General features: G+C 64.2%; 19 protein-coding genes. 11 read left to right on the forward strand and 8 right to left on the reverse strand.

Going from position 1 to position 20,464, the window contains the following annotated elements; translation table 11 throughout:
- Positions 1-36: 36 nt before the first annotated feature.
- Positions 37-936: a LysR family transcriptional regulator gene (locus CAG00_RS10395; protein ID WP_085664219.1), complete on the reverse strand. Its 900-nt coding sequence runs from the start codon at positions 934-936 to the stop codon at positions 37-39.
- A gap of 108 nt (positions 937-1,044) precedes the next feature.
- Here CAG00_RS10395 and betC point away from each other — a divergent pair, with 108 nt between their 5' ends.
- The 3 genes from betC to CAG00_RS10415 all read left to right on the forward strand — a co-directional run bounded on the left by betC (position 1,045) and on the right by CAG00_RS10415 (position 5,216).
- Entirely contained in the window at positions 1,045-2,562 is a 1,518-nt protein-coding gene (gene betC, locus CAG00_RS10400; protein ID WP_085664220.1) for a choline-sulfatase, read from the forward strand.
- A 14-nt stretch (positions 2,563-2,576) separates the two neighbouring features.
- The gene (gene choX, locus CAG00_RS10405; protein WP_085664221.1) at positions 2,577-3,506 is read left to right on the forward strand and encodes a choline ABC transporter substrate-binding protein; all 930 of its coding nucleotides are present in this window, start codon (positions 2,577-2,579) and stop codon (positions 3,504-3,506) included.
- Between the two features lie 144 nt (positions 3,507-3,650).
- Positions 3,651-5,216 carry a SulP family inorganic anion transporter gene (locus CAG00_RS10415; RefSeq protein WP_085664222.1) on the forward strand — a complete coding sequence of 522 codons (1,566 nt, stop codon included), beginning with the start codon at positions 3,651-3,653 and terminating at the stop codon, positions 5,214-5,216.
- A gap of 131 nt (positions 5,217-5,347) precedes the next feature.
- Here CAG00_RS10415 and aroE read toward each other — a convergent pair whose 3' ends face one another.
- Positions 5,348-6,172: a shikimate dehydrogenase gene (aroE, locus tag CAG00_RS10420; protein ID WP_085664223.1), complete on the reverse strand. Its 825-nt coding sequence runs from the start codon at positions 6,170-6,172 to the stop codon at positions 5,348-5,350.
- A 25-nt stretch (positions 6,173-6,197) separates the two neighbouring features.
- Positions 6,198-7,109, reverse strand: a complete 912-nt coding sequence (gene hemF, locus CAG00_RS10425; RefSeq protein ID WP_019098072.1) for an oxygen-dependent coproporphyrinogen oxidase — start codon at positions 7,107-7,109, stop codon at positions 6,198-6,200.
- Positions 7,110-7,243: 134 nt separating this feature from the next.
- Between hemF and CAG00_RS10430 the strand changes: the two genes are divergently transcribed.
- On the forward strand, positions 7,244-8,221 hold the full coding sequence (locus CAG00_RS10430; protein WP_085664224.1) for an NADPH:quinone reductase: 978 nt from the start codon (positions 7,244-7,246) through the stop codon (positions 8,219-8,221).
- Positions 8,222-8,616: 395 nt separating this feature from the next.
- Here the strand turns inward: CAG00_RS10430 and CAG00_RS10445 are convergent, their stop codons facing one another.
- The 3 genes from CAG00_RS10445 to dprA all read right to left on the reverse strand — a co-directional run bounded on the left by CAG00_RS10445 (position 8,617) and on the right by dprA (position 11,067).
- The gene (locus tag CAG00_RS10445) at positions 8,617-8,928 is read right to left on the reverse strand and encodes a hypothetical protein (protein WP_013970269.1); all 312 of its coding nucleotides are present in this window, start codon (positions 8,926-8,928) and stop codon (positions 8,617-8,619) included.
- Positions 8,929-9,369: 441 nt separating this feature from the next.
- Positions 9,370-9,927: an L-threonylcarbamoyladenylate synthase gene (locus CAG00_RS10450; RefSeq protein WP_085616043.1), complete on the reverse strand. Its 558-nt coding sequence runs from the start codon at positions 9,925-9,927 to the stop codon at positions 9,370-9,372.
- 42 nt (positions 9,928-9,969) lie between these two features.
- Positions 9,970-11,067: a DNA-processing protein DprA gene (dprA, locus tag CAG00_RS10455; protein WP_085664225.1), complete on the reverse strand. Its 1,098-nt coding sequence runs from the start codon at positions 11,065-11,067 to the stop codon at positions 9,970-9,972.
- Between the two features lie 207 nt (positions 11,068-11,274).
- On the opposite strand from dprA, the gene def reads away from it, so the two are divergent.
- Genes def through CAG00_RS10480 form a run of 5 tightly spaced genes read left to right on the forward strand, consistent with a single transcriptional unit; the run spans position 11,275 to position 15,804 of the window.
- A complete protein-coding gene (gene def / locus CAG00_RS10460; RefSeq protein WP_003260000.1) occupies positions 11,275-11,781 on the forward strand; it encodes a peptide deformylase in 507 nt (168 codons plus the stop codon).
- 60 nt (positions 11,782-11,841) lie between these two features.
- The gene (gene fmt, locus CAG00_RS10465) at positions 11,842-12,774 is read left to right on the forward strand and encodes a methionyl-tRNA formyltransferase (RefSeq protein WP_085664226.1); all 933 of its coding nucleotides are present in this window, start codon (positions 11,842-11,844) and stop codon (positions 12,772-12,774) included.
- Positions 12,771-14,081, forward strand: coding sequence for a 16S rRNA (cytosine(967)-C(5))-methyltransferase RsmB (rsmB, locus tag CAG00_RS10470; protein ID WP_085664227.1), 1,311 nt, complete (start codon positions 12,771-12,773; stop codon positions 14,079-14,081). The genes fmt and rsmB overlap by 4 nt, the downstream gene beginning before the upstream one ends.
- Before the next feature lie 23 nt (positions 14,082-14,104).
- A complete protein-coding gene (trkA, locus tag CAG00_RS10475) occupies positions 14,105-15,478 on the forward strand; it encodes a Trk system potassium transporter TrkA (RefSeq protein ID WP_013970264.1) in 1,374 nt (457 codons plus the stop codon).
- Positions 15,479-15,489: 11 nt separating this feature from the next.
- Positions 15,490-15,804 carry a tetratricopeptide repeat protein gene (locus CAG00_RS10480; RefSeq protein ID WP_085616036.1) on the forward strand — a complete coding sequence of 105 codons (315 nt, stop codon included), beginning with the start codon at positions 15,490-15,492 and terminating at the stop codon, positions 15,802-15,804.
- Positions 15,805-15,901: 97 nt separating this feature from the next.
- Here CAG00_RS10480 and CAG00_RS10485 read toward each other — a convergent pair whose 3' ends face one another.
- The gene (locus CAG00_RS10485) at positions 15,902-16,789 is read right to left on the reverse strand and encodes a lysophospholipid acyltransferase (protein WP_003260003.1); all 888 of its coding nucleotides are present in this window, start codon (positions 16,787-16,789) and stop codon (positions 15,902-15,904) included.
- 41 nt (positions 16,790-16,830) lie between these two features.
- Positions 16,831-17,382, reverse strand: coding sequence for a DNA-3-methyladenine glycosylase I (locus CAG00_RS10490; protein ID WP_003260004.1), 552 nt, complete (start codon positions 17,380-17,382; stop codon positions 16,831-16,833).
- An 83-nt stretch (positions 17,383-17,465) separates the two neighbouring features.
- Between CAG00_RS10490 and glyQ the strand changes: the two genes are divergently transcribed.
- Together glyQ and glyS are read left to right on the forward strand one after the other, a co-directional pair.
- The gene (glyQ, locus tag CAG00_RS10495) at positions 17,466-18,413 is read left to right on the forward strand and encodes a glycine--tRNA ligase subunit alpha (RefSeq protein ID WP_025337182.1); all 948 of its coding nucleotides are present in this window, start codon (positions 17,466-17,468) and stop codon (positions 18,411-18,413) included.
- Positions 18,410-20,461: a glycine--tRNA ligase subunit beta gene (gene glyS / locus CAG00_RS10500; protein ID WP_085588885.1), complete on the forward strand. Its 2,052-nt coding sequence runs from the start codon at positions 18,410-18,412 to the stop codon at positions 20,459-20,461. The genes glyQ and glyS overlap by 4 nt, the downstream gene beginning before the upstream one ends.
- Positions 20,462-20,464: the final 3 nt, after the last annotated feature.

A 20,464-nucleotide genomic window follows, 5' to 3' on the forward strand; every position in this document is an offset into this window, starting at 1 on the left:
TTGCCGGCGATGGGCCGCAAAGCGGCCCCGGGGATGTCACAGGCTGCGCTCGCGCTCCAGCCAATCCACGAACCGCTCGATCAACGCCCCACGCCGCTTGCGTGGTGGCAGCACCGCGTAATACCCGCGCGCCGAGCGCAAACTCCCCTCCAACGGCCGGCACAGCAACCCCTGCTCCACCAGCCCATCCACCAGATGCCCCCAGCCAATCGCCACCCCTTGCCCGGCAATCGCCGCCTGGATCAGCAACGTATAGTTATCAAACCGCAACTGCCCGGCCGGCGGCGGGCTGGCCACCCCAAACCCGCGAAACACCCCCGCCCAGTCAAACCAACGGCTAGCCTGCTCGCCCTTCAAGTGCAGCAAGGGCAATCGTTGCAAAGCCACGGCTGACAAGGGTTTGCCATGAATCAGCCGGGGGCTGCACACAGGGAAAACCTCCTCATCGAACAGCCAGCGGCTCTCGCCCTGGTGAAAACGCCCGTCGCCAAACAGCACCGCCACATCGATGTCCGGTCGCAACATGCCCTGGCTGCGCTCACCGGTCACCAGGCTCACGTCCACCTGTGGATAAGCCTCGTGAAAACGCTGCAGCCGTGGCATCAGCCAGAACGCCGCAAAGGCGAAGTCGGTAGCCACCTGCAGCACTTCGCGCTGGCCGCGCCCACTGGCCTGGGCAATGCCGTCCTCCATGGCCTGCAGGCCCTGATGCACCTGTTCGAACAGCACCTGGCCAGCCTCGGTCAGCTCGATACCCCGGTAAATGCGGTCGAACAGGCGCGTGCCCAACTGTGCCTCCAGCCGTTTTACTTGCTGGCTCACCGCTGGCTGCGTGGTACCCAGCTCCAGCGCCGCGGCGGTAAAGCCGCGCAACCGTGCGGCGGCCTCGAACACGCGCAAGGTATCCAGCGACAGCTCGGCAAGGTGGTCAAACATAAGCGTGGCTAATCCCAGTTATTGCCCACCGTGGGCTTTACCCATGTTATCCACAGTCGCATCTTGATAGGCAAGCGGTTCGCATAACCCTCAACGATGGAAGCCACCATGACGCGCCCGAATATCCTGTTCATCATGGCCGACCAGATGGCCGCGCCCTTGCTGCCGATCTACGCCTCTTCGCCGATCCAGATGCCGCACCTGAGCCGCCTTGCCGAACAGGCGGTGGTGTTCGACTCGGCCTACTGCAACAGTCCGTTGTGCGCGCCGTCGCGCTTCACTCTGGTCAGCGGCCAGTTGCCCAGTCGCATCGGCGCCTACGACAACGCCGCCGACTTCCCCGCCGACGTGCCGACCTACGCCCACTATCTGCGCCGCCTTGGCTACCGCACCGCGCTGTCGGGCAAGATGCACTTCTGCGGCCCGGACCAGTTGCATGGCTACGAAGAACGCCTGACCAGCGACATCTACCCGGCCGACTACGGCTGGGCGGTGAACTGGGATGAACCGGACGTGCGCCCGAGCTGGTATCACAACATGTCCTCGGTACTGCAGGCCGGCCCGTGCGTGCGCACCAACCAGCTGGATTTCGACGAGGAGGTGGTGTTCAAGGCGCGCCAGTACCTGTACGACCATGTGCGCGAAAACGATGGCCGACCGTTCTGCCTGACCGTGTCGATGACCCACCCGCACGACCCCTACACCATCCCCCGGCGCTATTGGGATCGCTACGAGGGTGTGAATATCCCCATGCCCCGCGCCGAATTCGACCAGGCAGAACTCGACCCGCACTCGCAGCGCCTGCTGAAGGTCTACGACCTGTGGAACAAGCCGCTGCCTGTGGACAAGATCCGTGACGCCCGCCGTGCCTACTTCGGCGCCTGCAGCTACATCGATGACAACATCGGCCTGCTGCTGCAGACCCTGGAGGAATGCAACCTGGCCGACGACACCCTGATCGTGTTCTCCGGCGACCACGGCGATATGCTTGGCGAGCGTGGCCTCTGGTACAAGATGCACTGGTTCGAGATGTCGGCGCGGGTGCCGCTGCTGGTGCACGCGCCGAAGCGCTTCGCGCCAGCCCGGGTCAGTGCCTCGGTGTCTACCTGCGACCTGCTGCCGACCTTGGTCGAGCTGGCCGGAGGTGCTGTGGATAACCACCTGCACCTGGATGGCCGCTCGCTGGTCGGCCACCTGCAAGGGCAGGGCGGCCATGACGAAGTGATCGGCGAATACATGGCCGAAGGCACCGTCGGCCCGCTGATGATGATCCGCCGCGGGCCGTACAAGTTCGTGTACAGCGAAGACGACCCATGCCTACTCTATGACCTGAGCCGCGACCCGCACGAGCGGGAGAACCTCACCGGCAGCCCGGAACACCAGGCGCTGCTGCAGGCATTTGTCGATGAAGCACAGCAACGTTGGGATATCCCCAGCCTGCGCCAGCAGGTTCTTGCCAGCCAGCGGCGCCGCCGCCTGGTGGCCGAGGCGCTGGCCATCGGCAAGCTGAAAAGCTGGGACCACCAACCGCTGGTGGACGCCAGCCAACAGTACATGCGCAACCACATCGATCTCGACGACCTCGAGCGCAAGGCACGTTATCCACAGCCCGCCCCCCTGGATTGAGAAAAGAGGCCGCCATGCACAAGTTCTCCGCCGCCGTGTTCGCCCTGGCCCTGAGCCTGGGTACCGCCACGGCCCACGCCGCCGACAGCGACGCGCAATGCACCACCGTGAAGATGGCCGACCCCGGCTGGAGCGACATCGCCACGACCAACGCCTTGGCCCGCCTGCTTCTGGAAAGCTTGGGTTACCGGGTGAAAATCGACAGCCTGGCCGTGCCGATCATCTACGGCGGCCTCAAGGATGGCCGCGTCGATGCCTTCCTCGGCAACTGGATGCCGGCACAGCAGGGCTTTCATGAGAAGTTCATCGCCAACGGCGATGTGCAGCAGCTTTCACGCAACCTGGAAGGAACCGAGTTCACCCTGGCAGTGCCCGACTATGTGTGGAATGCCGGGGTGAAGGATTTTGCCGACTTGCAGAAACACGCCGACCAGTTCGACAAGAAGCTGTACGGGATCGGTTCCGGGGCACCGGCCAACCTGTCGTTGAAGGAAATCATCGACAAGAATGAGTTCAACCTAGGCCAGTGGAAGCTGGTGGAGTCCAGCGAGCAGGCGATGCTGGCGCAGGTCGACCGGGCGGTGAAGAAACAGCAGTTCATCACCTTCCTCGGCTGGACCCCGCACCCGATGAACGTGAAGCTGAAGATGCATTACCTGAGCGGCGGGGAGAAGTGGTTTGGCAGCAAGGGCGAGGTGTATACCCTGACCCGCAAGGGTTATCCACAAGCCTGCCCGAATGCGGCCAAGCTGCTGGGCAACCTGAAGTTCACGCTGGACATGGAAAACACCATCATGGCCGAAGTTGTGGACAAGAAGATGAGCTTCGATGATGCGGCCAAGGCTTGGCTGAAGGCGCACCCCGAGTTGCTGGAAGGGTGGTTGACCGGGGTGACGACCAAGGCCGATGGCAATGCGCTGGAGGCCGTCAAAGCCAAACTGTAACCTCACAAGCAAAACCTCTATTCCTGTGGGAGCGGGCATGCCCGCGAACACCGGCGAAGCCGGTGCCATCCACCGCGGCGGCTTCTTCGCGGGCGCGCCCGCTCCCACAGGGATTGGCGAAACAGTAAGGAATGTGGATAACCCATGCATCGCCTCACTCACCTGCTGCCCTTCCTCTCCTGGCTCCCCCGCCAATCGGGCCGCAGCCTGCGCCAGGACCTGCTGGTGGGCCTGAGCGGTGCAATCCTCGCCCTGCCGCAATCCATCGCCTATGCCCTGATCGCCGGCCTGCCGGCCGAGTACGGGCTGTACGCCGCCATCGTGCCAGTGCTGATCGCCTGCCTGTGGGGCTCGTCCTGGCACCTGATCTGCGGCCCGACCGCTGCCATCTCCATCGTCCTCTACGCCAGCATCAGCCCGCTGGCCGTGGCCGGCAGCGCCGACTATGTCACCTTGGTGCTGCTGCTGACCTTCCTCGGCGGCATCTTCCAGTTGCTGCTGGGGCTTTTGCGCTTCGGCGCACTGGTCAATTTCGTCTCCCATTCCGTGGTGCTCGGCTTCACCCTGGGCGCCGCTGTCGTCATTGCCCTGGGCCAGCTGCCCAACCTGCTGGGCATGGACCTGCCAAGCCAGGCCACGGCGTTGAAGACCGTGCAGGACCTGGCCAGCCATGCCGGCGAGGTCGACCTGCCTTCCTTGATTCTGGGCCTGACCACAGTGGTGATCGGCGTGGCCTTCAAGCTCTGGCGCCCACGCTGGCCCAGCCTGTTGATAAGCCTGATTTTGGTAAGCCTGCTGGCCTGGCTGCTGCCTGGGTTCTTTGGCCATGTGCCGCGTGTGCCGGCATTCACCGGGCAGCTGCCACCCTTCAGCCCGCTGCCCTTGCTGGATGTGGAACTGATACTGCGCCTGCTGCCCAGCGCCGTGGCAGTGGGCATGCTCGGGCTGGTCACCAGCCTGTCGATCGCCCGCTCGTTGTCGGCACGTTCGGAGCAGTTGACCGACGCAGACCAGGAAATACGCGCACAGGGCCTGTCGAACATCGTCGGTGCGTTTTTCTCCGGTTACCTGTCTTCCGGCTCCTTCACCCGCTCCGGGCTGAGCTACGACGCCGGCGCCCGCTCGCCCATGGCCGGGGTATTCTCGGCGCTGTGGGTGGCGGTGTTCGCCGTTGCCGGGGCCGGTCTGATCGCGCACCTGCCGATCCCGGCCATGGCCGGCAGCATCCTGCTGATCTGCTGGGGGTTGGTGGACCACCGGGGGATTCGTGCGCTGTTCCGGGTCAGCCGCTCGGAGTTTCTGGTAATGGCACTGACGGCGGCAGCGACCTTGTTGCTGGAGCTGCAGACGGCGATCTATGCCGGAGTGCTGGCGTCGCTGTTCTTCTATCTGAAGCGCACCTCGCGACCACGGGTGCAACAAAGCCGTGAAGGGGAGGCGGACGTGCTGCGGGTGGGCGGGTCGATCTTCTTTGGTGCGGCGCATTACCTGCAGGTGCGCTTGCAGCGCTGCCAGGGGCCGCATGTAGTGATCGATGCGCGGCAGGTGAACTTCATCGACTACTCGGGTGTGGATATGTTGCACCGCGAGGCGCGGCGGTTGCGGCGGGCGGGGGGGAGTCTGACCCTGCACCGGGCCAGGCCGCAGGTGATCGAGGAATTGCAGAAGCTGGAAGGGGTGGAGCTTTGTCCGATCCGGTTTGAGGAGTGATAGCTGAGATCCTGGGGCTGCTTTGCAGCCCATCGCGACGCAAGGCCGCTCCCACAAGGGTATGGTGTACGCCGATCCAATGTGGGAGCGGCCTTGTGTCGCGATGGGCCGCAAAGCGGCCCCCAACAATCTCAGCCCCGAGCCAGCTGCCGGCGCAACTCAGCCAACACTGGCGCCGTATCCGGCCGCACCCCACGCCAGATATAGAAAGCCTCAGCCGCCTGCTCAGCCAGCATCCCCAGCCCATCCAGCACCTTGGCCGCCCCCAGCTTCTCTGCCCACTGGCAAAACGGCGTAGGCTCCTTGCCATACATCATGTCGTAGCAAACCGTGCGCCCCGCCTCGACCAGGCTGTCGGCAATCGGCGGCAACTCACCGGCCAGGCTCGCCGAGGTGGCATTGATGATCACATCCACCGGTTCCTGCAACCAGGCAAACCCGCTGGCTACCACCGGCCCCAGCTCATCGAACTCACGCGCCAGCTGCTCGGCCTTCTCCACAGTCCGGTTGGCAATCACCAGCGACTGCGGCTTGTGCGCAAGGATCGGCTCCAGCACCCCACGCACCGCACCACCAGCACCCAGGATCAGAATGCGTTTGCCCGCCAGTTCGACCCCGGCATTCACCGTCAGGTCGCGCACCAGGCCAGCGCCATCGGTGTTGTCGCCCTGCAGGCTGCCATCGGCCAGCTTGCTCAGCGTGTTCACCGCGCCAGCGCGCTGGGCACGCGGGGTCAGGCTGTCGCACAGGCGGAAGGCCTCTTCCTTGAACGGCACGGTGACGTTGCCACCGCGGCCTTGCTTGAAGAAGCCGCGCGCGCAGTCGCTGAACTCGTCCAGCGGCGCCAGCAGGGTGGCGTATTCCAGGTCCTGGCCGGTCTGTTCGGCGAACAGGCGATGGATCAGCGGCGACTTGCTGTGGCCGATGGGGTTACCAAAAACGACGTACTGGTCCATGACGGCTCCTTGATTATCCACAGGCTTACTGGCCGAGCCAGTCGCGGTCCTGCAGGAAGTACTCGGTCAAGCGCGCTTCTTCGCTGCCGGGCGCGGCCTTCCAGTCGTAGCCCCAGCGCACCTGCGGCGGCAGCGACATGAGGATGGACTCGGTGCGGCCACCGGACTGCAGGCCGAACAGGGTGCCACGGTCGTATACCAGGTTGAACTCCACGTAGCGGCCACGGCGGTATTCCTGGAACTCGCGCTGCTGCGGGGTGTAAGGGGTGTCCTTGCGGCGCTGGATGATCGGCAGGTAGGCGTTGACGTAGGCGTCACCGATGGCGCGGATGAAGGCGAAGCAGGTGTCGAAGTCCCACTCGTTCAGGTCGTCGAAGAACAAGCCACCGATGCCGCGTGGCTCGCCACGGTGCTTGAGGTGGAAGTAGCGGTCGCACCAGGCCTTGTAGCGCGGGTACACGTCGGCGCCGAACGGCGCGCAGGCCTGCTCGGCCACACGGTGCCAGTGGATGCAGTCTTCTTCATTGCCGTAGTACGGTGTCAGGTCGAAGCCGCCGCCGAACCACCAGACAGCCTCTTCACCTTCCTTTTCGGCGATGAAGAAGCGCACGTTGGCGTGGGAAGTGGGCACATGCGGGTTGTGCGGGTGGATCACCAGCGACACGCCCAGGGCCTCGAAGCCACGGCCCGCCAGCTCGGGGCGGTGGGCACTGGCCGACGGCGGCAGACCAGCGCCGAACACGTGGGAAAAGTTGACCCCGCCTTTCTCGATCACCTTGCCATCGCCGATCACCCGCGTGCGGCCCCCGCCACCGGCTTCGCGCACCCAGGCGTCCTCGACGAAGCGGGCGCCGCCGTCTTCAGCTTCGAGGGCAGAGCAGATGCGGTCTTGCAGGTCGAGCAGGTAGGCTTTCACGGCCTCGGTGCGGCTAGTCATCGGGTCACCAGGAACGGGCAGGGAAGAATTCGCCGCGTAGCATACCACCCCCAGCCCGCGCGCCGCAGTTGACGGCGATCAAGCAAAGGCGTCCGATAGAAGGCCTTTCCCGACCCATACGACAGGAGTGCGAGATGGCCAAGCGTATCCAGTTCAGCCAGCATGGCGGCCCGGAAGTGCTGCAGTTTGTGGAATTCGAACCTGCCCCGCCAGGGCCACAGCAGGTGCGTGTACGTAACCATGCGATCGGCCTGAACTTCATCGATACCTACTTCCGCAGCGGGCTGTATGCACCGCCATCCCTGCCTTCGGGGCTGGGCACTGAAGCGGCTGGCGTGGTCGAGGCCGTGGGCGAGGGCGTGACCCGGCTGAAAGTGGGTGACCGCGTGGCCCATGCCGGCGGCCCGCTGGGCGCGTATAGCGAGGTGCATACGCTGCCGGAAGCCAACCTGGTGAAGCTGCCCGACACCATCAGCTTCGAACAGGCGGCGGCGGTGATGCTCAAGGGTTTGACCGTGCAGTACCTGCTGAAGCAGACCTATGAGGTGAAGGCGGGTGACGTGATCTTGTTCCACGCAGCAGCTGGCGGCGTGGGTTCGTTGGCGTGCCAGTGGGCCAAGGCCTTGGGCGCCAAGCTGATCGGGACCGTGAGCTCTGCCGAGAAGGCCGAGCGGGCCAAGGCGCTGGGGGCGTGGGCGACCATTGATTACAGCCGTGAAGACGTGGCCCAGCGGGTGCTGGAGCTGACCGACGGCAAGAAATGCCCTGTGGTGTATGACGGTGTGGGTGCCGACACCTGGCTGACCTCGCTGGACTGCCTGCAGCCGCGCGGGTTGATGGTGAGCTTTGGCAATGCCTCGGGGGCAGTGAGCGGGGTGAACCTGGGGATTCTGGCGCAGAAAGGGTCGCTGTATGTGACCCGGCCGACTTTGGCGACCTATGCCAACAGTGCCGAGAATACCCAGGCCATGGCCGATGACCTGTTCGCCATGATTGGCAGCGGCAATCTGGTTGTGGATATCCAGCAGCGGTATCCGCTGAGTGAGGCGGCAAAGGCACAGGCAGAGCTGTCGGCGCGCAGGACTGTGGGGTCGACTGTACTGATCCCCTGAGCCCACTCCCACAGGTTCCCAAGAACTGGGGCCAATCACTTTACCTGTGGGAGCGGGTTTACCCGCGAAGAAGACACCGCGGTGCATGGCACCGGCTTTGCCGGTGTTCGCGGGTGAACCCGCTCCCACAGGTACTGCGTCGGCGTTGAATACGGCGCTATCCCTGTGGGAGCGGGCATGCCCGCGAAGCAAGCACCGCGGTGCATGGCACCGGCTGCGCCGGTGTTCGCGGGCGCGCCCGCTCCCACAGGTACTGCACCAGCGTTGAATACAGCGTTATACCTGTGGGAGCGGGTTTACCCGCGAAGAAGACACTGCGGTGCATGGCACCGGCTTTGCCGGTGTTCGCGGGTGAACCCGCTCCCACAGGTACTGCGTCGGCCTTGAATATGGCGCTATGCCTGTGGGGGACGGGTGGTTGGTATCGACTCGATACCATCGAGAATCGCCTCCACCAATCCCTCCGCAAGTTCAATGGAATGCAGGCTCGACCAATACATGCCACGGCCTTCTTCGCGCAGGTACTCGAGGGCTTTCGAGCCCGTTTCGTAGGCGCCTCGCAGATACAGAGCTACATGAACCAAGGCGTCCTCGGCGGAAATGTTCGGGTTTACGGTGAACAGCGGTTCGTGGCCGGCATCGCAGCGACCGAAGGGACGAGTAGAGGTGCAGGGAAGCGGTGGATCGGGGACTATTTTCTTCATCATTGGAAAATGCTCCTCATTGCCGCCACCAATCACTACCACGTGAATGGGTGGCGACTGTACGCGAGGTGGTAGACCCGGGCATTTTCCAATCCAGGCAGGCTCGAAAGCCTCCCACGCACAGTCACCATAGACTGCCATGGAAAAAATGCATCCGGGCTACCACACCCGATCGCCAAGGTATTCAGCGACGGATGAAGCCTAGAGGCACTGGTTCCCACTGAGAAGGTGATGGCAGGGGACGCGGCTCGTAGGATATTTCCCAAGCCGCAAGCTGGACAGCCATTCGAGACAAAATCAGAAAAATCCGCGGGGACTTGGCCCTGACCTGTGGGAGCGGGCATGCCCGCGAACACGGGCGAAGCCCGTGCCAGACACCACGTTGGATTCTTCGCGGGCTCGCCCGCTCCCACAGGAGGTCGCGGCCAGGCCTGTGGATATGTATCAGCCCGGGCGAACGACTTCGCCAGTCACCAGGTCACGAATCACACTCGGGTTCTTCCTTCCACCCAATGCGCCACCCAGTACCAGATCCAGCTGGCCATGGAAGTACTGCTCCACCCGCAACCGGGTCTTCGCCGCCGGGCGCCCGCCCGGGTTGCACGAAGTGGAAATCAACGGCCCCACCAACGCACACAGCTCGCGCACCAACGGGTGGTCGCTGACCCGCAGCGCCACGGTGTCATGCTCCCCGGTCACCCACTCGGGCAACAGGTCCTGGTGCGGTACCAGCCAGGTGTTCGGCCCCGGCCAGGTGCTGCCCATGCGGTCGATCCAGTCTTCGGGGAAATCCTCGAACAAGAAGTCGAACTGGCGGATGTTGTCGGCTACCAGGATCAGGCCTTTATCCACAGGCCGCGACTTCAGCGCCAGCAGGCGATACACCGCGTCCTCGTTCCACGGGTCGCAGCCCAGGCCCCAGACCGCTTCCGTCGGATAGGCGATCACTGCGCCCGCCCGGATCTCACGTGCGGCTTGTTGCACACGAAAACTGCTCACCATTTCTGTTACTCCGCCTATATACCTTGCTTGTGAGCAGTGTACTTAGCCCGCGCGGGCAAACCAACGCCCGGCTTCATTGCTGACCCGGCCTTCCAGCTCCAGTTCGGTCAGCTGCGCCAGCACGTCGGCCAGCGGCAGCTCGCTGCAGTGGGCCAGGCTTTCGCTGGTTTGTGGCGCAGCATGCAGCAGGGCGAGCAGGGGATGGTCGAATTTATCCACAACCGCAGGCGGCAGGTTCTGCCAGCCCTGCAGGCTTTCCAATATCTGCTCCACGCTCTCCACCAGCAGCGCGCCGTCACGGATCAACTGGTGGCAGCCCTTGGCACCGGGGTGGTGAATGGAGCCCGGTATGGCATACACCTCGCGGCCTTGCTCGGCAGCCAGGCGTGCGGTGATCAGCGAACCACTGGCCAGGCTGGCCTCGACCACCAGCACGCCCAGCGACAGGCCACTGATGATGCGATTGCGCCGTGGGAAGTTGCCAGGTAGCGGCCCGGCATCCAGCGGGTACTCGGAAACCAGCGCGCTACCGTTGTCGATCATCGCTTGCGCAAGCGACTTGTGGCGCTGTGGATAAAGTTTTTGCAACCCCGTACCTAGGACGCCAACCGTGCCCCCACCAGCCTGCAATGCGGCCCGATGAGCGGCACCGTCGATGCCCACGGCCAAGCCGCTGGTAATGGTGAAACCGGCCTGCGCCAGGTAGCGGGAAAATGCCGCAGCAGTGTCGAGCGCCGGGGGTGAAGCACGCCTGCTACCCACAATTGCCAGCTGTGGGCGCTCGAGCAAGGCCGGGTTGCCAGCGACGAAAAGCAGCGGAGGGGCATCGTCGATTTCCGCCAATAGTGGCGGGTAGCCAGGGCCGTCCCACATCAGTAAATGCTGGCCCGGGCGCTCTAACCAGGCCATTGCGGCCAGTGCGCCCTCACGTACTTCGGCACTGCGCCGGGCATCGATGGTGGCCTGTGGTATGCCCAATGCGCGCCACGCGCCGGCCGGTGCGCACAGTGCCGAAGAGGCACTGCCAAAGGCCTCCAGCAAGGTGTTAAAGCGACGCAATCCCATTTCCGGCAGCCGGTGCAGGCGTAATCGCGCCTCCAGTTCGGCAGGCGGAAGAGGCGACGAATGGTAAGTCTGCATGGGGATCATCCTTGATCGAATTGGGGCCATCGACGTGGCACAAACTGTGGATAACTTTGTTGATAACGCTTTGACAACCTGTCCATCGAATGGGCTATAAGCGGCCCTTGAAAACCCTAGCCGAGCTTTGCCAGGTGCTGAAATCCCCGTTTCCCTTTATTATGTGTGCTCAGTTTTCAACCGAACGCACAGTGACTGCCTGACCTTATGGCCATCTTGAACATTCTCGAATTCCCGGACCCGCGCCTGCGCACCATCGCCAAGCCGGTGACGGTGTTCGACGACGCCCTGCGTCAGCTGATCGACGACATGTTTGAAACCATGTACGAAGCCCCTGGCATCGGCCTGGCCGCCACCCAGGTCAACGTGCACCAGCAGGTCGTGGTCATGGACCTCAGTGAAGACCGCAGCGAGCCGCGCGTCTTTATCAACCCCACGGTCGAAGAGCTGACCCATGACATGGGCCAGTACCAGGAAGGCTGCCTGTCGGTACCTGGCTTCTACGAGAACGTCGACCGCCCGCTGCGTGTGCGGGTCAAGGCCCAGGACCGCGACGGCAAGCCGTACGAACTGGAGTGCGAAGGCCTGCTGGCGGTGTGCGTGCAGCACGAATTCGATCACCTCAACGGCAAGCTGTTCGTCGACTACCTGTCGCAGCTCAAGCGCGACCGGATCAAGAAAAAGCTGGAAAAGCAGCACCGCCAGCAAGCCTGATCCCCACCTTCCAGAAGGCTTGCTCCGGCAAGCCTTTTTCTTTTTTGAAGCGAGAACTCCATGCGCATCGTCTTTGCAGGCACTCCAGAGTTTGCCGCCGAACACCTCAAGGCCTTGCTCGACAGCCCCTACGAGATCGTGGCCGTCTACACCCAGCCCGACCGCCCGGCCGGCCGCGGCCAGAAGCTGATGCCGAGCGCGGTCAAGCAACTGGCTGTGGCCCATGACATCCCGGTGTTCCAGCCGCCGACCCTGCGCAACGCCGAAGCCCAGGCCGAACTGGCCGCGCTGAAGCCGGACCTGATGGTGGTGGTCGCCTATGGCCTGATCCTGCCGCAGGTGGTGCTGGATATCCCGCGCCTGGGCTGCATCAACAGCCATGCCTCCCTGCTGCCACGCTGGCGCGGTGCCGCACCGATCCAGCGCGCCGTGGAAGCCGGCGACGCCGAGAGCGGTGTGACCGTGATGCGTATGGAAGCAGGCCTGGACACCGGCCCGATGCTGCTCAAGGTAGTCACCCCGATCAGCGCCGAAGACACCGGCGGCAGCCTGCACGACCGCTTGGCCGAGATGGGCCCGCCCGCAGTCGTCCAGGCCATTGCCGGCCTGGCCGACGGTTCGCTGCAAGGCGAAGTGCAGGACGATGCCCTGGCCACCTACGCGCACAAGCTGAACAAGGACGAAGCGCGCATCGACTGGAGCCGTCCGGCCGTCGAGCTGGAACGCCTGATCCGTGCCTTCAACCCGTGGCCGGTTTGCCACAGCACCCTCGATGGCGAAAGCGTGAAAGTGCTGACCGCCAACTTGTCCACAGCGACAGGCACCCCCGGCGAGATCCTCTCCGCCAGCAAGGACGGCCTGGTGGTCGCCTGCGGTGACCAGGCGCTGAGCCTGACCCGCCTGCAACTGCCCGGCGGCAAGCCGCTGAACTTCAGCGACCTGTTCAACAGCCGTCGCGAGAAATTCGCCAGCGGCAAGGTGCTGGGCCAATGAACCCACGCCTCGCCGCCGCCCGTGCCCTTGCCGCTGTGCTCAGTGGCAAGGCCTCGCTGAACAGCTCGCTGCCGGCGCAACTGGACAAGGTCGATGAACGCGACCGCGGCCTGACCCAGGACCTGGCGTTCGGCACCGCGCGCTGGCAGCCACGCCTCGACCTGCTGGCCGCGCAGCTGCTGCAGAAGCCGTTCAAGGCCGCCGATGCCGATGTGCAGGCGCTGCTGCTGGTCGGCCTGTACCAGCTGTTCTACAGCCGTATTCCGGCCCACGCGGCCATTGGCGAGACCGTCGGCTGTGCCGACAAGCTGAAGAAGCCGTGGGCCAAGGGCCTGCTCAATGCCGTGCTGCGCCGCGCCCAACGCGAAGGCGAAGAATTGCTGGCCGGCATGGAGCGCGACCCGGTGGTACGCACTGCCCACCCGCGCTGGCTGCAGAAGTCGCTCAAGGCCTTCTGGCCGGAGCAGTGGGAGGCCATCTGCGCCGCCAACAACGCCCACCCGCCGATGATCCTGCGGGTCAACCGTCGCCACCATAGCCGCGATGCCTACCTGGCACTGCTGGCCGAGGCAGGTGTAGTCGCCAGCGCCTGCCAGTACAGCCGTGACGGTATCGTGCTGGCCGAAGCCTGCGATGTGCGCGGCCTGCCAGGCTTTGCCGAAGGCTGGGTGAGCGTTCAGGACGAAGCCGCGCAGCTGTCCGCCGACCTGCTGGAACTGGCCCCCGGCCAACGCGTGCTCGACGCCTGCTGTGCACCGGGCGGCAAGACCTGCCACCTGCTGGAAGCCGAAGCCGGTCTGGCCCACGTTGTGGCCATCGACCTCGAAGCCAAGCGCCTGACCCGCGTGCGCGAGAACCTCGACCGCCTGCAACTGGACGCCGAGCTGATCGCCTGCGATGCCCGCGACACCGCCAGCTGGTGGGACGGCAAGCCGTTCCAGCGCATCCTCCTCGACGCACCATGCTCGGCCACCGGCGTGATCCGCCGTCACCCGGACATCAAGCTGACCCGTCAGGCCGACGACATCCCGGCCCTGGCCACGCTGCAAGGCGAGCTGCTCGATGCCCTGTGGCCGACCCTGGAAGTGGGCGGCATGCTGCTGTACGCCACCTGCTCCAGCCTGCCGACCGAGAACACCGAAGTGATCGATGCCTTCCTCGCCCGCACCCCGGGCGCCCGTGAGCTGGACCTGGCCACCGAAGCCGGCCTGCGCCAGCCCCACGGCCGCCAGTTGCTGGCCCAGGAGGGCGGCCACGACGGTTTCTACTATGCCAAGCTGATCAAGATCGCCGCCTCGCGCGGATAAGAACAAAAGGTAGGGAGTAGCGGATGAAGATCATCATCCTCGGCGCAGGGCAGGTAGGCGGTACGCTGGCGGAGCACCTGGCCAGCGAAGCCAACGACATCACCGTGGTCGACACTGACGGCGACCGCCTGCGCGACCTGGGCGACCGCCTGGACATCCGCACCGTGCAAGGCCGCGGCTCGCTGCCTACGGTGTTGCGCCAGGCCGGTGCCGACGACGCCGACATGCTGGTGGCGGTAACCAACAGTGACGAGACCAACATGGTCGCCTGCCAGGTGGCCTATTCGCTGTTCCACACCCCGACCAAGATCGCCCGGGTGCGCGAGTCGGCCTACCTGACCCGTGAAGAGCTGTTCGACAACGACCATATCCCGGTCGACGTGCTGATCAGCCCCGAGCAGGTAGTGACCAACTACATCAAGCGCCTGATCGAGCACCCGGGCTCGCTGCAGGTAATCGACTTCGCCGAAGGCAAGGCCCAACTGGTGGCAGTGAAGGCGTACTACGGCGGCCCATTGGTAGGCCAGCAACTGCGCCAGATCCGCGCGCACATGCCCAACGTCGACACCCGCGTGGCGGCCATCTTCCGCCGCGACCGCCCGATCACCCCGCGGGGCGACACGGTGATCGAAGCCGACGACGAAGTGTTCTTCATCGCCGCGAAGAAGGACATCCGCGCGGTGATGGGTGAGCTGCGCCGTATCGACGAAACCAACAAGCGTGTGGTCATCGCCGGTGGCGGGCAGATCGGCGAACGCCTGGCCGAGGCCATCGAAAGCCGCTACCAGGTGAAGATCATCGAGATGAGCCCGGCCCGTTGCCGACACCTCTCCGACACCCTGGAAAGCACCGTGGTGCTGCAGGGCAGCGCCTCGGACAAGGACCTGATGCTGGAGGAGAACATCGCCGACGCCGACATCTTCCTGGCCCTGACCAACGACGACGAGGCCAACATCATGTCGTCGCTGCTGGCCAAGCGCCTGGGTGCGCGCAAGGTGATGACCATCATCAACAACCCGGCCTATGTCGACCTGGTGCAGGGTGGCGACATCGACATCGCCATCAGCCCGCAGCTGGCCACCATCGGCACCTTGCTGGCGCATGTGCGCCGGGGCGACATCGTCAGCGTGCACTCGCTGCGCCGTGGCGCGGCCGAAGCTATCGAAGCGGTGGCGCACGGGGATTCGAAGTCGAGCAAGGTGGTCGGCAAGGCGATCGAAGACATCGCCCTGCCGCCGGGCACTACCATCGGCGCGATCATTCGTGACGAAGAGGTGATGATTGCCCACGACGACACCATGATCGAATCGGGCGACCATGTGATCCTGTTCGTTGTGGATAAAAAGCATATTCGGGATGTGGAGAAGCTGTTCCACGTCGGCTTGAGTTTCTTCTAGGAGCACAGGGCATGCGCGAATCGCTGGAGAAGATGCTGGCCAAGGGTGTGGATAACCCGTTGTTGAGGTTCGGCTTGGGCAAGGCCTGGCTGGACGAAGGCAATGGTGCTGAAGCGGCGCTGCATCTGGCACGGTGCGTGGAACAGGACCCGAAGTACTCGGCGGCGTGGAAGCTGCTGGGCAAGGCGCATCAGCTGCAGGGTGACCTGGCGGCGGCGCGCAAGGCCTGGGAGGAGGGGATCGTGGCGGCGCAGGCCCATGGGGACAAGCAGGCAGAGAAAGAGATGACCGTGTTCCTGAAGAAGCTCAACAAGACATCAGGTTAACGCGGTCCCTGTGGGAGCGGGTTCACCCGCGAATGCGATGTTGGATTCACCGACGCATTCGCGGGTAAACCCGCTCCCACAGGGGACAGTGAAAATCTCAATACCAGCGCGGCTCGCCAGCCGGGCGCTTCTTGAAGCGCTTCATGCTCCACATGTACTGGCTCGGGTACTCGCGCACATAGCGCTCGACCACCTTGCTCATCGCCGCTGCCGACACGGTCACGTCGGTGCTGTACATCTCTTCTGGCGCCGCCTCCAGGAACACCTTGAAGCCCGAGCCATCCGGCAGCCGCAGGGCATGCAGGAACACCCCCACCGCCTTGCCCCCGGCCAGCATGTTCGGCACGAACTTGCTGGTCAGCGCCTGAGTACCCAGGAACGGCACGAACACCCCCGCCGACTCCGCCGGCTCCGGGTCGGCAGGAATACCCACCTGGCCACCACGGCGCACTTCCTTGATCACGCTGAGGATGCCTTCCTTGGTCGAAGGCGCCACGCGGTTGCCCATCTGCACCCGCTGCTCACGCAGCAGGTCATCCACCGCCTTCAGCTTCGGCGGGCGGTAGAAGATGATCGGTTTGCACTGGTTGCAGTAGAAGTGGTTCAGCACTTCCCAGTTGCCCAGGTGGCTGGTGATGCCGACCACGCCCTTGCCCGAGGCCAGGGCCTGCTCCAGCACTTCCAGGCCGTGCACTTCCTTGACCAGCTCCAGCGAGCGCTGCGGCGGCCAGATCCAGGCACAGGCACTTTCGACGAAGGATTTACCGATATCCTTCAACGCGCGGCCAACCAGCTGCTCGCGCTCGGCCGGGTCCATCTCCGGGAAGCACTTGGCCAGGTTGATGCGCACGACATTGCGCGAGCCGTTGGGGATCTTCCACATCAGCCAGCCGATACCGGCGCCGACGCGCTGCACAGCGCCCCAGGGCAGCTTGGCAAACAGACGCAGCACCCCGACCATCAGGGCGCCCTTGAACTTTTCCACAGGCGAATTCCTTATTTCAGCAAGGCGCGCATTGTAACCCCTCAGCGCAACAAGGCGGCGTAGCGATCGCAATCGGTGGTGTGGTCCATGACCATGCCGGTGGCCTGCATGAAGGCATAGCAGATGGTCGGGCCAACGAACGTGAAGCCGGCTTTCTGCAGGGCTTTGCTCATCGCCTTGGCTTCATCGGTAACCGCTGGCACCTCGCTGCGGCCCGTGAAGTGGTTGATCTTCGGCGCACCACCAACGAATGACCAGAGCCAGTCGGCGGGGTTGTCCACAGCCAGCCAGGCCTGGGCATTGCGCCTGGCAGCCTTTAGCTTGAGGCGGTTGCGGATGATGCCGGCATCCTGCATCAGCTCCTCGATGCGTTCGTCGCTCATGACGGCGAGTTTCACAGGATCGAAGCCGTGCATCACCTCGCGATAACGCTCGCGCTTACGCAAAACGGTGATCCACGACAGCCCCGCCTGGAACCCTTCGAGCAAAAGCATCTCGAACAGCAACGCCGGGTCACGCTGGGGCGTTCCCCATTCCTGGTCATGGTAGGCCTGGTACAACGGATCGTCGGTACACCAAAAGCAGCGTGGCATAAGGCTCCAATGAGTAGAGGGCGAGGCGAATCAGGTTATACTCCCGCTCTTTACATCCGCATCCCCAGATACAGGTGAATTTCGTGAGCCAGCCTACGCCAGCCGTGCGTACCTTCCAAGACCTGATCCTCGCCCTGCAGAACTACTGGGCCGAGCAAGGTTGTGTGGTGCTTCAGCCCTACGATATGGAAGTAGGCGCCGGCACTTTCCACACCGCTACATTCCTGCGCGCCGTGGGTCCAGAAACCTGGAACGCCGCCTATGTGCAGCCTAGCCGTCGCCCTGCCGACGGGCGGTATGGCGAAAACCCCAACCGCCTGCAGCACTACTACCAGTTCCAGGTGGTACTGAAGCCCAACCCGGCCAACTTCCAGGAGCTGTACCTCGGCTCGCTGAAAGCCATCGGCCTGGACCCGCTGGTCCACGACATTCGCTTCGTCGAAGACAACTGGGAATCGCCGACCCTCGGCGCCTGGGGCCTGGGCTGGGAAATCTGGCTCAACGGCATGGAAGTCACCCAGTTCACCTACTTCCAGCAGGTAGGCGGTATCGAGTGCTACCCGGTCACCGGTGAAATCACCTACGGCCTGGAGCGCCTGGCCATGTACATCCAGGGCGTCGACTCGGTGTACGACCTGGTGTGGGCCGACGGCCCGTTCGGCAAGGTCACCTACGGCGACGTGTTCCACCAGAACGAGGTGGAGCAGTCGACCTACAACTTCGAGCACGCCAACGTCGAGAAGCTGTTCGAGCTGTTCGACTTCTACGAAAGCGAAGCCAACCGCCTGATCAAGCTGGACCTGCCGCTGCCGACCTATGAAATGGTGCTGAAGGCCTCGCACACCTTCAACCTGCTGGACGCCCGCCGCGCCATCTCGGTAACCGAGCGCCAGCGCTACATCCTGCGTGTACGTACCCTGGCCCGGGACGTGGCGCAAAGCTATCTGCAAGCCCGCGCACGCCTGGGCTTCCCGATGGCCACCCCTGAACTGCGTGACGAAGTGTTGGCTAAGCTGGAGGCTGCACAATGAGTGCTCAAGATTTCCTGGTAGAACTGGGCACCGAGGAGCTGCCACCGAAGGCCCTCGCCAGCCTTGGCGAAGCCTTCCTGGCGGGTATCGAGAAAGGCCTGCAGGCCGCTGGCCTGAACTACACCGGCAAGCAGGTTTACGCCGCGCCGCGTCGCCTGGCCGTGCTGATCCGCCAGCTGGACGTGCAGCAGCCTGACCGCAGCATCAATATCGACGGCCCGCCCCTGCAGGCTGCTTTCAAAGACGGCGAGCCGACCCAGGCTGCCTTGGGCTTTGCCAAGAAATGCGGTGTGGATCTGTCGGAAATCGACCAGACCGGCGCCAAGCTGCGTTTCTCCCAGCACATCCCGGGCAAGGCCACCGCTGGCCTGCTGCCGACCATCGTCGAAGATTCGCTCAACGACCTGCCGATCCCCAAGCGCATGCGCTGGGCGGCCAGCCGTGAAGAGTTCGTGCGCCCGACCCAATGGCTGGTGATGCTGCTGGGCGACCAGGTGGTCGACTGCACCATCCTGTCGCAGAAGGCCGGCCGTGAATCCCGTGGCCATCGCTTCCACCACCCGGAAAACGTGGTCATCACCACCCCGGCCAACTACGTCGAAGACCTGCGCAAAGCCTACGTGCTGGCCGACTTCGCCGAGCGCCGCGAGCTGATCAGCAAGCGTACCGCCGAACTGGCCATGCAGCAGGAAGGCAGCGCCATCGTGCCGCCGGCACTGCTGGACGAAGTGACCGCCCTGGTCGAGTGGCCGGTGCCGCTGGTGTGCTCGTTCGAGGAGCGTTTCCTCGAAGTGCCGCAGGAAGCCCTGATCACCACCATGCAGGACAACCAGAAGTACTTCTGCCTGCTGGACAGTGAAGGCAAGCTGCTGCCGCGCTTCATCACCGTGGCCAACGTCGAGAGCCGCGACCCGAAGCAGATCGTGCAAGGCAACGAGAAGGTCGTGCGCCCACGCCTGACCGACGCCGAGTTCTTCTTCAAGCAGGACAAGAAGCAGCCGCTGGAAACCTTCAACGAGCGCCTGAAGAACGTGGTGTTCCAGGCTCAGCTGGGTACCGTGTACGACAAGGCCGAGCGCGTTTCCAGGCTGGCCGCCTTCATCGCCCCGCTGATCGGCGGCGACGCCCAGCGCGCCGGCCGTGCCGGCCTGCTGTCGAAGTGCGACCTGGCCACCGAGATGGTCGGCGAATTCCCTGAGATGCAGGGTGTTGCCGGTTACTACTACGCGCTCAACGACGGTGAGCCGGAAGACGTGGCCCTGGCCCTGAACGAGCAGTACATGCCGCGCGGTGCCGGCGCCGAGCTGCCGCAGACCCTTACCGGTGCTGCCGTGGCCATCGCCGACAAGCTCGACACCCTGGTCGGCATCTTCGGCATCGGCATGCTGCCTACCGGCAGCAAGGACCCGTACGCCCTGCGCCGTGCCGCCCTGGGCGTGCTGCGTATCCTGATCGAGAAGCAGCTGGACCTGGACCTGACCGGTGCGGTCGAGTTCGCGGTCAAGCAGTTCGGCACCAAGGTCAAGGCCGCCGGCCTGGCCGAACAGGTGCTGGAGTTCATCTTCGACCGCCTGCGTGCGCGTTACGAAGACGAAGGCATCGACGTGGCCACCTACCTGTCGGTACGTGCCCTGCAACCAGGTTCTGCCCTGGACTTCGACCAGCGCGTGCAGGCTGTACAAGCCTTCCGCAAGCTGCCGGAAGCCGAGGCCCTGGCCGCGGTGAACAAGCGCGTGTCGAACCTGCTGAGCAAGGCCGAAGGCGCCATCGCCGATCACGTCGAGCCGAAGTACTTCGACAACGCCAACGAGTTCTCCCTGTACTCGGCCATCCAGCAGGCCGACCAGGCCGTGCAACCGATGGCTGCTGCACGCCAGTACAGCGAATCGCTGGCCCGCCTGGCGGCCCTGCGTGACCCGGTCGACGCCTTCTTCGAGGCGGTGATGGTCAACGCCGAGGATGCCAAGGTACGCGCCAACCGTTATGCCCTGCTCAGCCGCCTGCGCGGCCTGTTCCTGGGCGTGGCCGACATTTCGCTGCTGGGGTAAGCC

This window comes from Pseudomonas sp. B5(2017), assembly GCF_002112825.1.
GTDB classification, from domain to species: Bacteria; Pseudomonadota; Gammaproteobacteria; order Pseudomonadales; family Pseudomonadaceae; genus Aquipseudomonas; species Aquipseudomonas putida_Z.

Excerpts from the sequence above, each read along its gene's own strand:
- CAG00_RS10395 (WP_085664219.1), bottom strand. The coding sequence starts at position 936 with ATGTTTGACCACCTTGCCGAGCTGTCGCTGGATACCTTGCGCGTGTTC.
- betC (WP_085664220.1), top strand. The coding sequence starts at position 1,045 with ATGACGCGCCCGAATATCCTGTTCATCATGGCCGACCAGATGGCCGCG.
- choX (WP_085664221.1), top strand. The coding sequence starts at position 2,577 with ATGCACAAGTTCTCCGCCGCCGTGTTCGCCCTGGCCCTGAGCCTGGGT.
- CAG00_RS10415 (WP_085664222.1), top strand. The coding sequence starts at position 3,651 with ATGCATCGCCTCACTCACCTGCTGCCCTTCCTCTCCTGGCTCCCCCGC.
- aroE (WP_085664223.1), bottom strand. The coding sequence starts at position 6,172 with ATGGACCAGTACGTCGTTTTTGGTAACCCCATCGGCCACAGCAAGTCG.
- hemF (WP_019098072.1), bottom strand. The coding sequence starts at position 7,109 with ATGACTAGCCGCACCGAGGCCGTGAAAGCCTACCTGCTCGACCTGCAA.
- CAG00_RS10430 (WP_085664224.1), top strand. The coding sequence starts at position 7,244 with ATGGCCAAGCGTATCCAGTTCAGCCAGCATGGCGGCCCGGAAGTGCTG.
- CAG00_RS10445 (WP_013970269.1), bottom strand. The coding sequence starts at position 8,928 with ATGATGAAGAAAATAGTCCCCGATCCACCGCTTCCCTGCACCTCTACT.
- CAG00_RS10450 (WP_085616043.1), bottom strand. The coding sequence starts at position 9,927 with ATGGTGAGCAGTTTTCGTGTGCAACAAGCCGCACGTGAGATCCGGGCG.
- dprA (WP_085664225.1), bottom strand. The coding sequence starts at position 11,067 with ATGCAGACTTACCATTCGTCGCCTCTTCCGCCTGCCGAACTGGAGGCG.
- def (WP_003260000.1), top strand. The coding sequence starts at position 11,275 with ATGGCCATCTTGAACATTCTCGAATTCCCGGACCCGCGCCTGCGCACC.
- fmt (WP_085664226.1), top strand. The coding sequence starts at position 11,842 with ATGCGCATCGTCTTTGCAGGCACTCCAGAGTTTGCCGCCGAACACCTC.
- rsmB (WP_085664227.1), top strand. The coding sequence starts at position 12,771 with ATGAACCCACGCCTCGCCGCCGCCCGTGCCCTTGCCGCTGTGCTCAGT.
- trkA (WP_013970264.1), top strand. The coding sequence starts at position 14,105 with ATGAAGATCATCATCCTCGGCGCAGGGCAGGTAGGCGGTACGCTGGCG.
- CAG00_RS10480 (WP_085616036.1), top strand. The coding sequence starts at position 15,490 with ATGCGCGAATCGCTGGAGAAGATGCTGGCCAAGGGTGTGGATAACCCG.
- CAG00_RS10490 (WP_003260004.1), bottom strand. The coding sequence starts at position 17,382 with ATGCCACGCTGCTTTTGGTGTACCGACGATCCGTTGTACCAGGCCTAC.
- glyS (WP_085588885.1), top strand. The coding sequence starts at position 18,410 with ATGAGTGCTCAAGATTTCCTGGTAGAACTGGGCACCGAGGAGCTGCCA.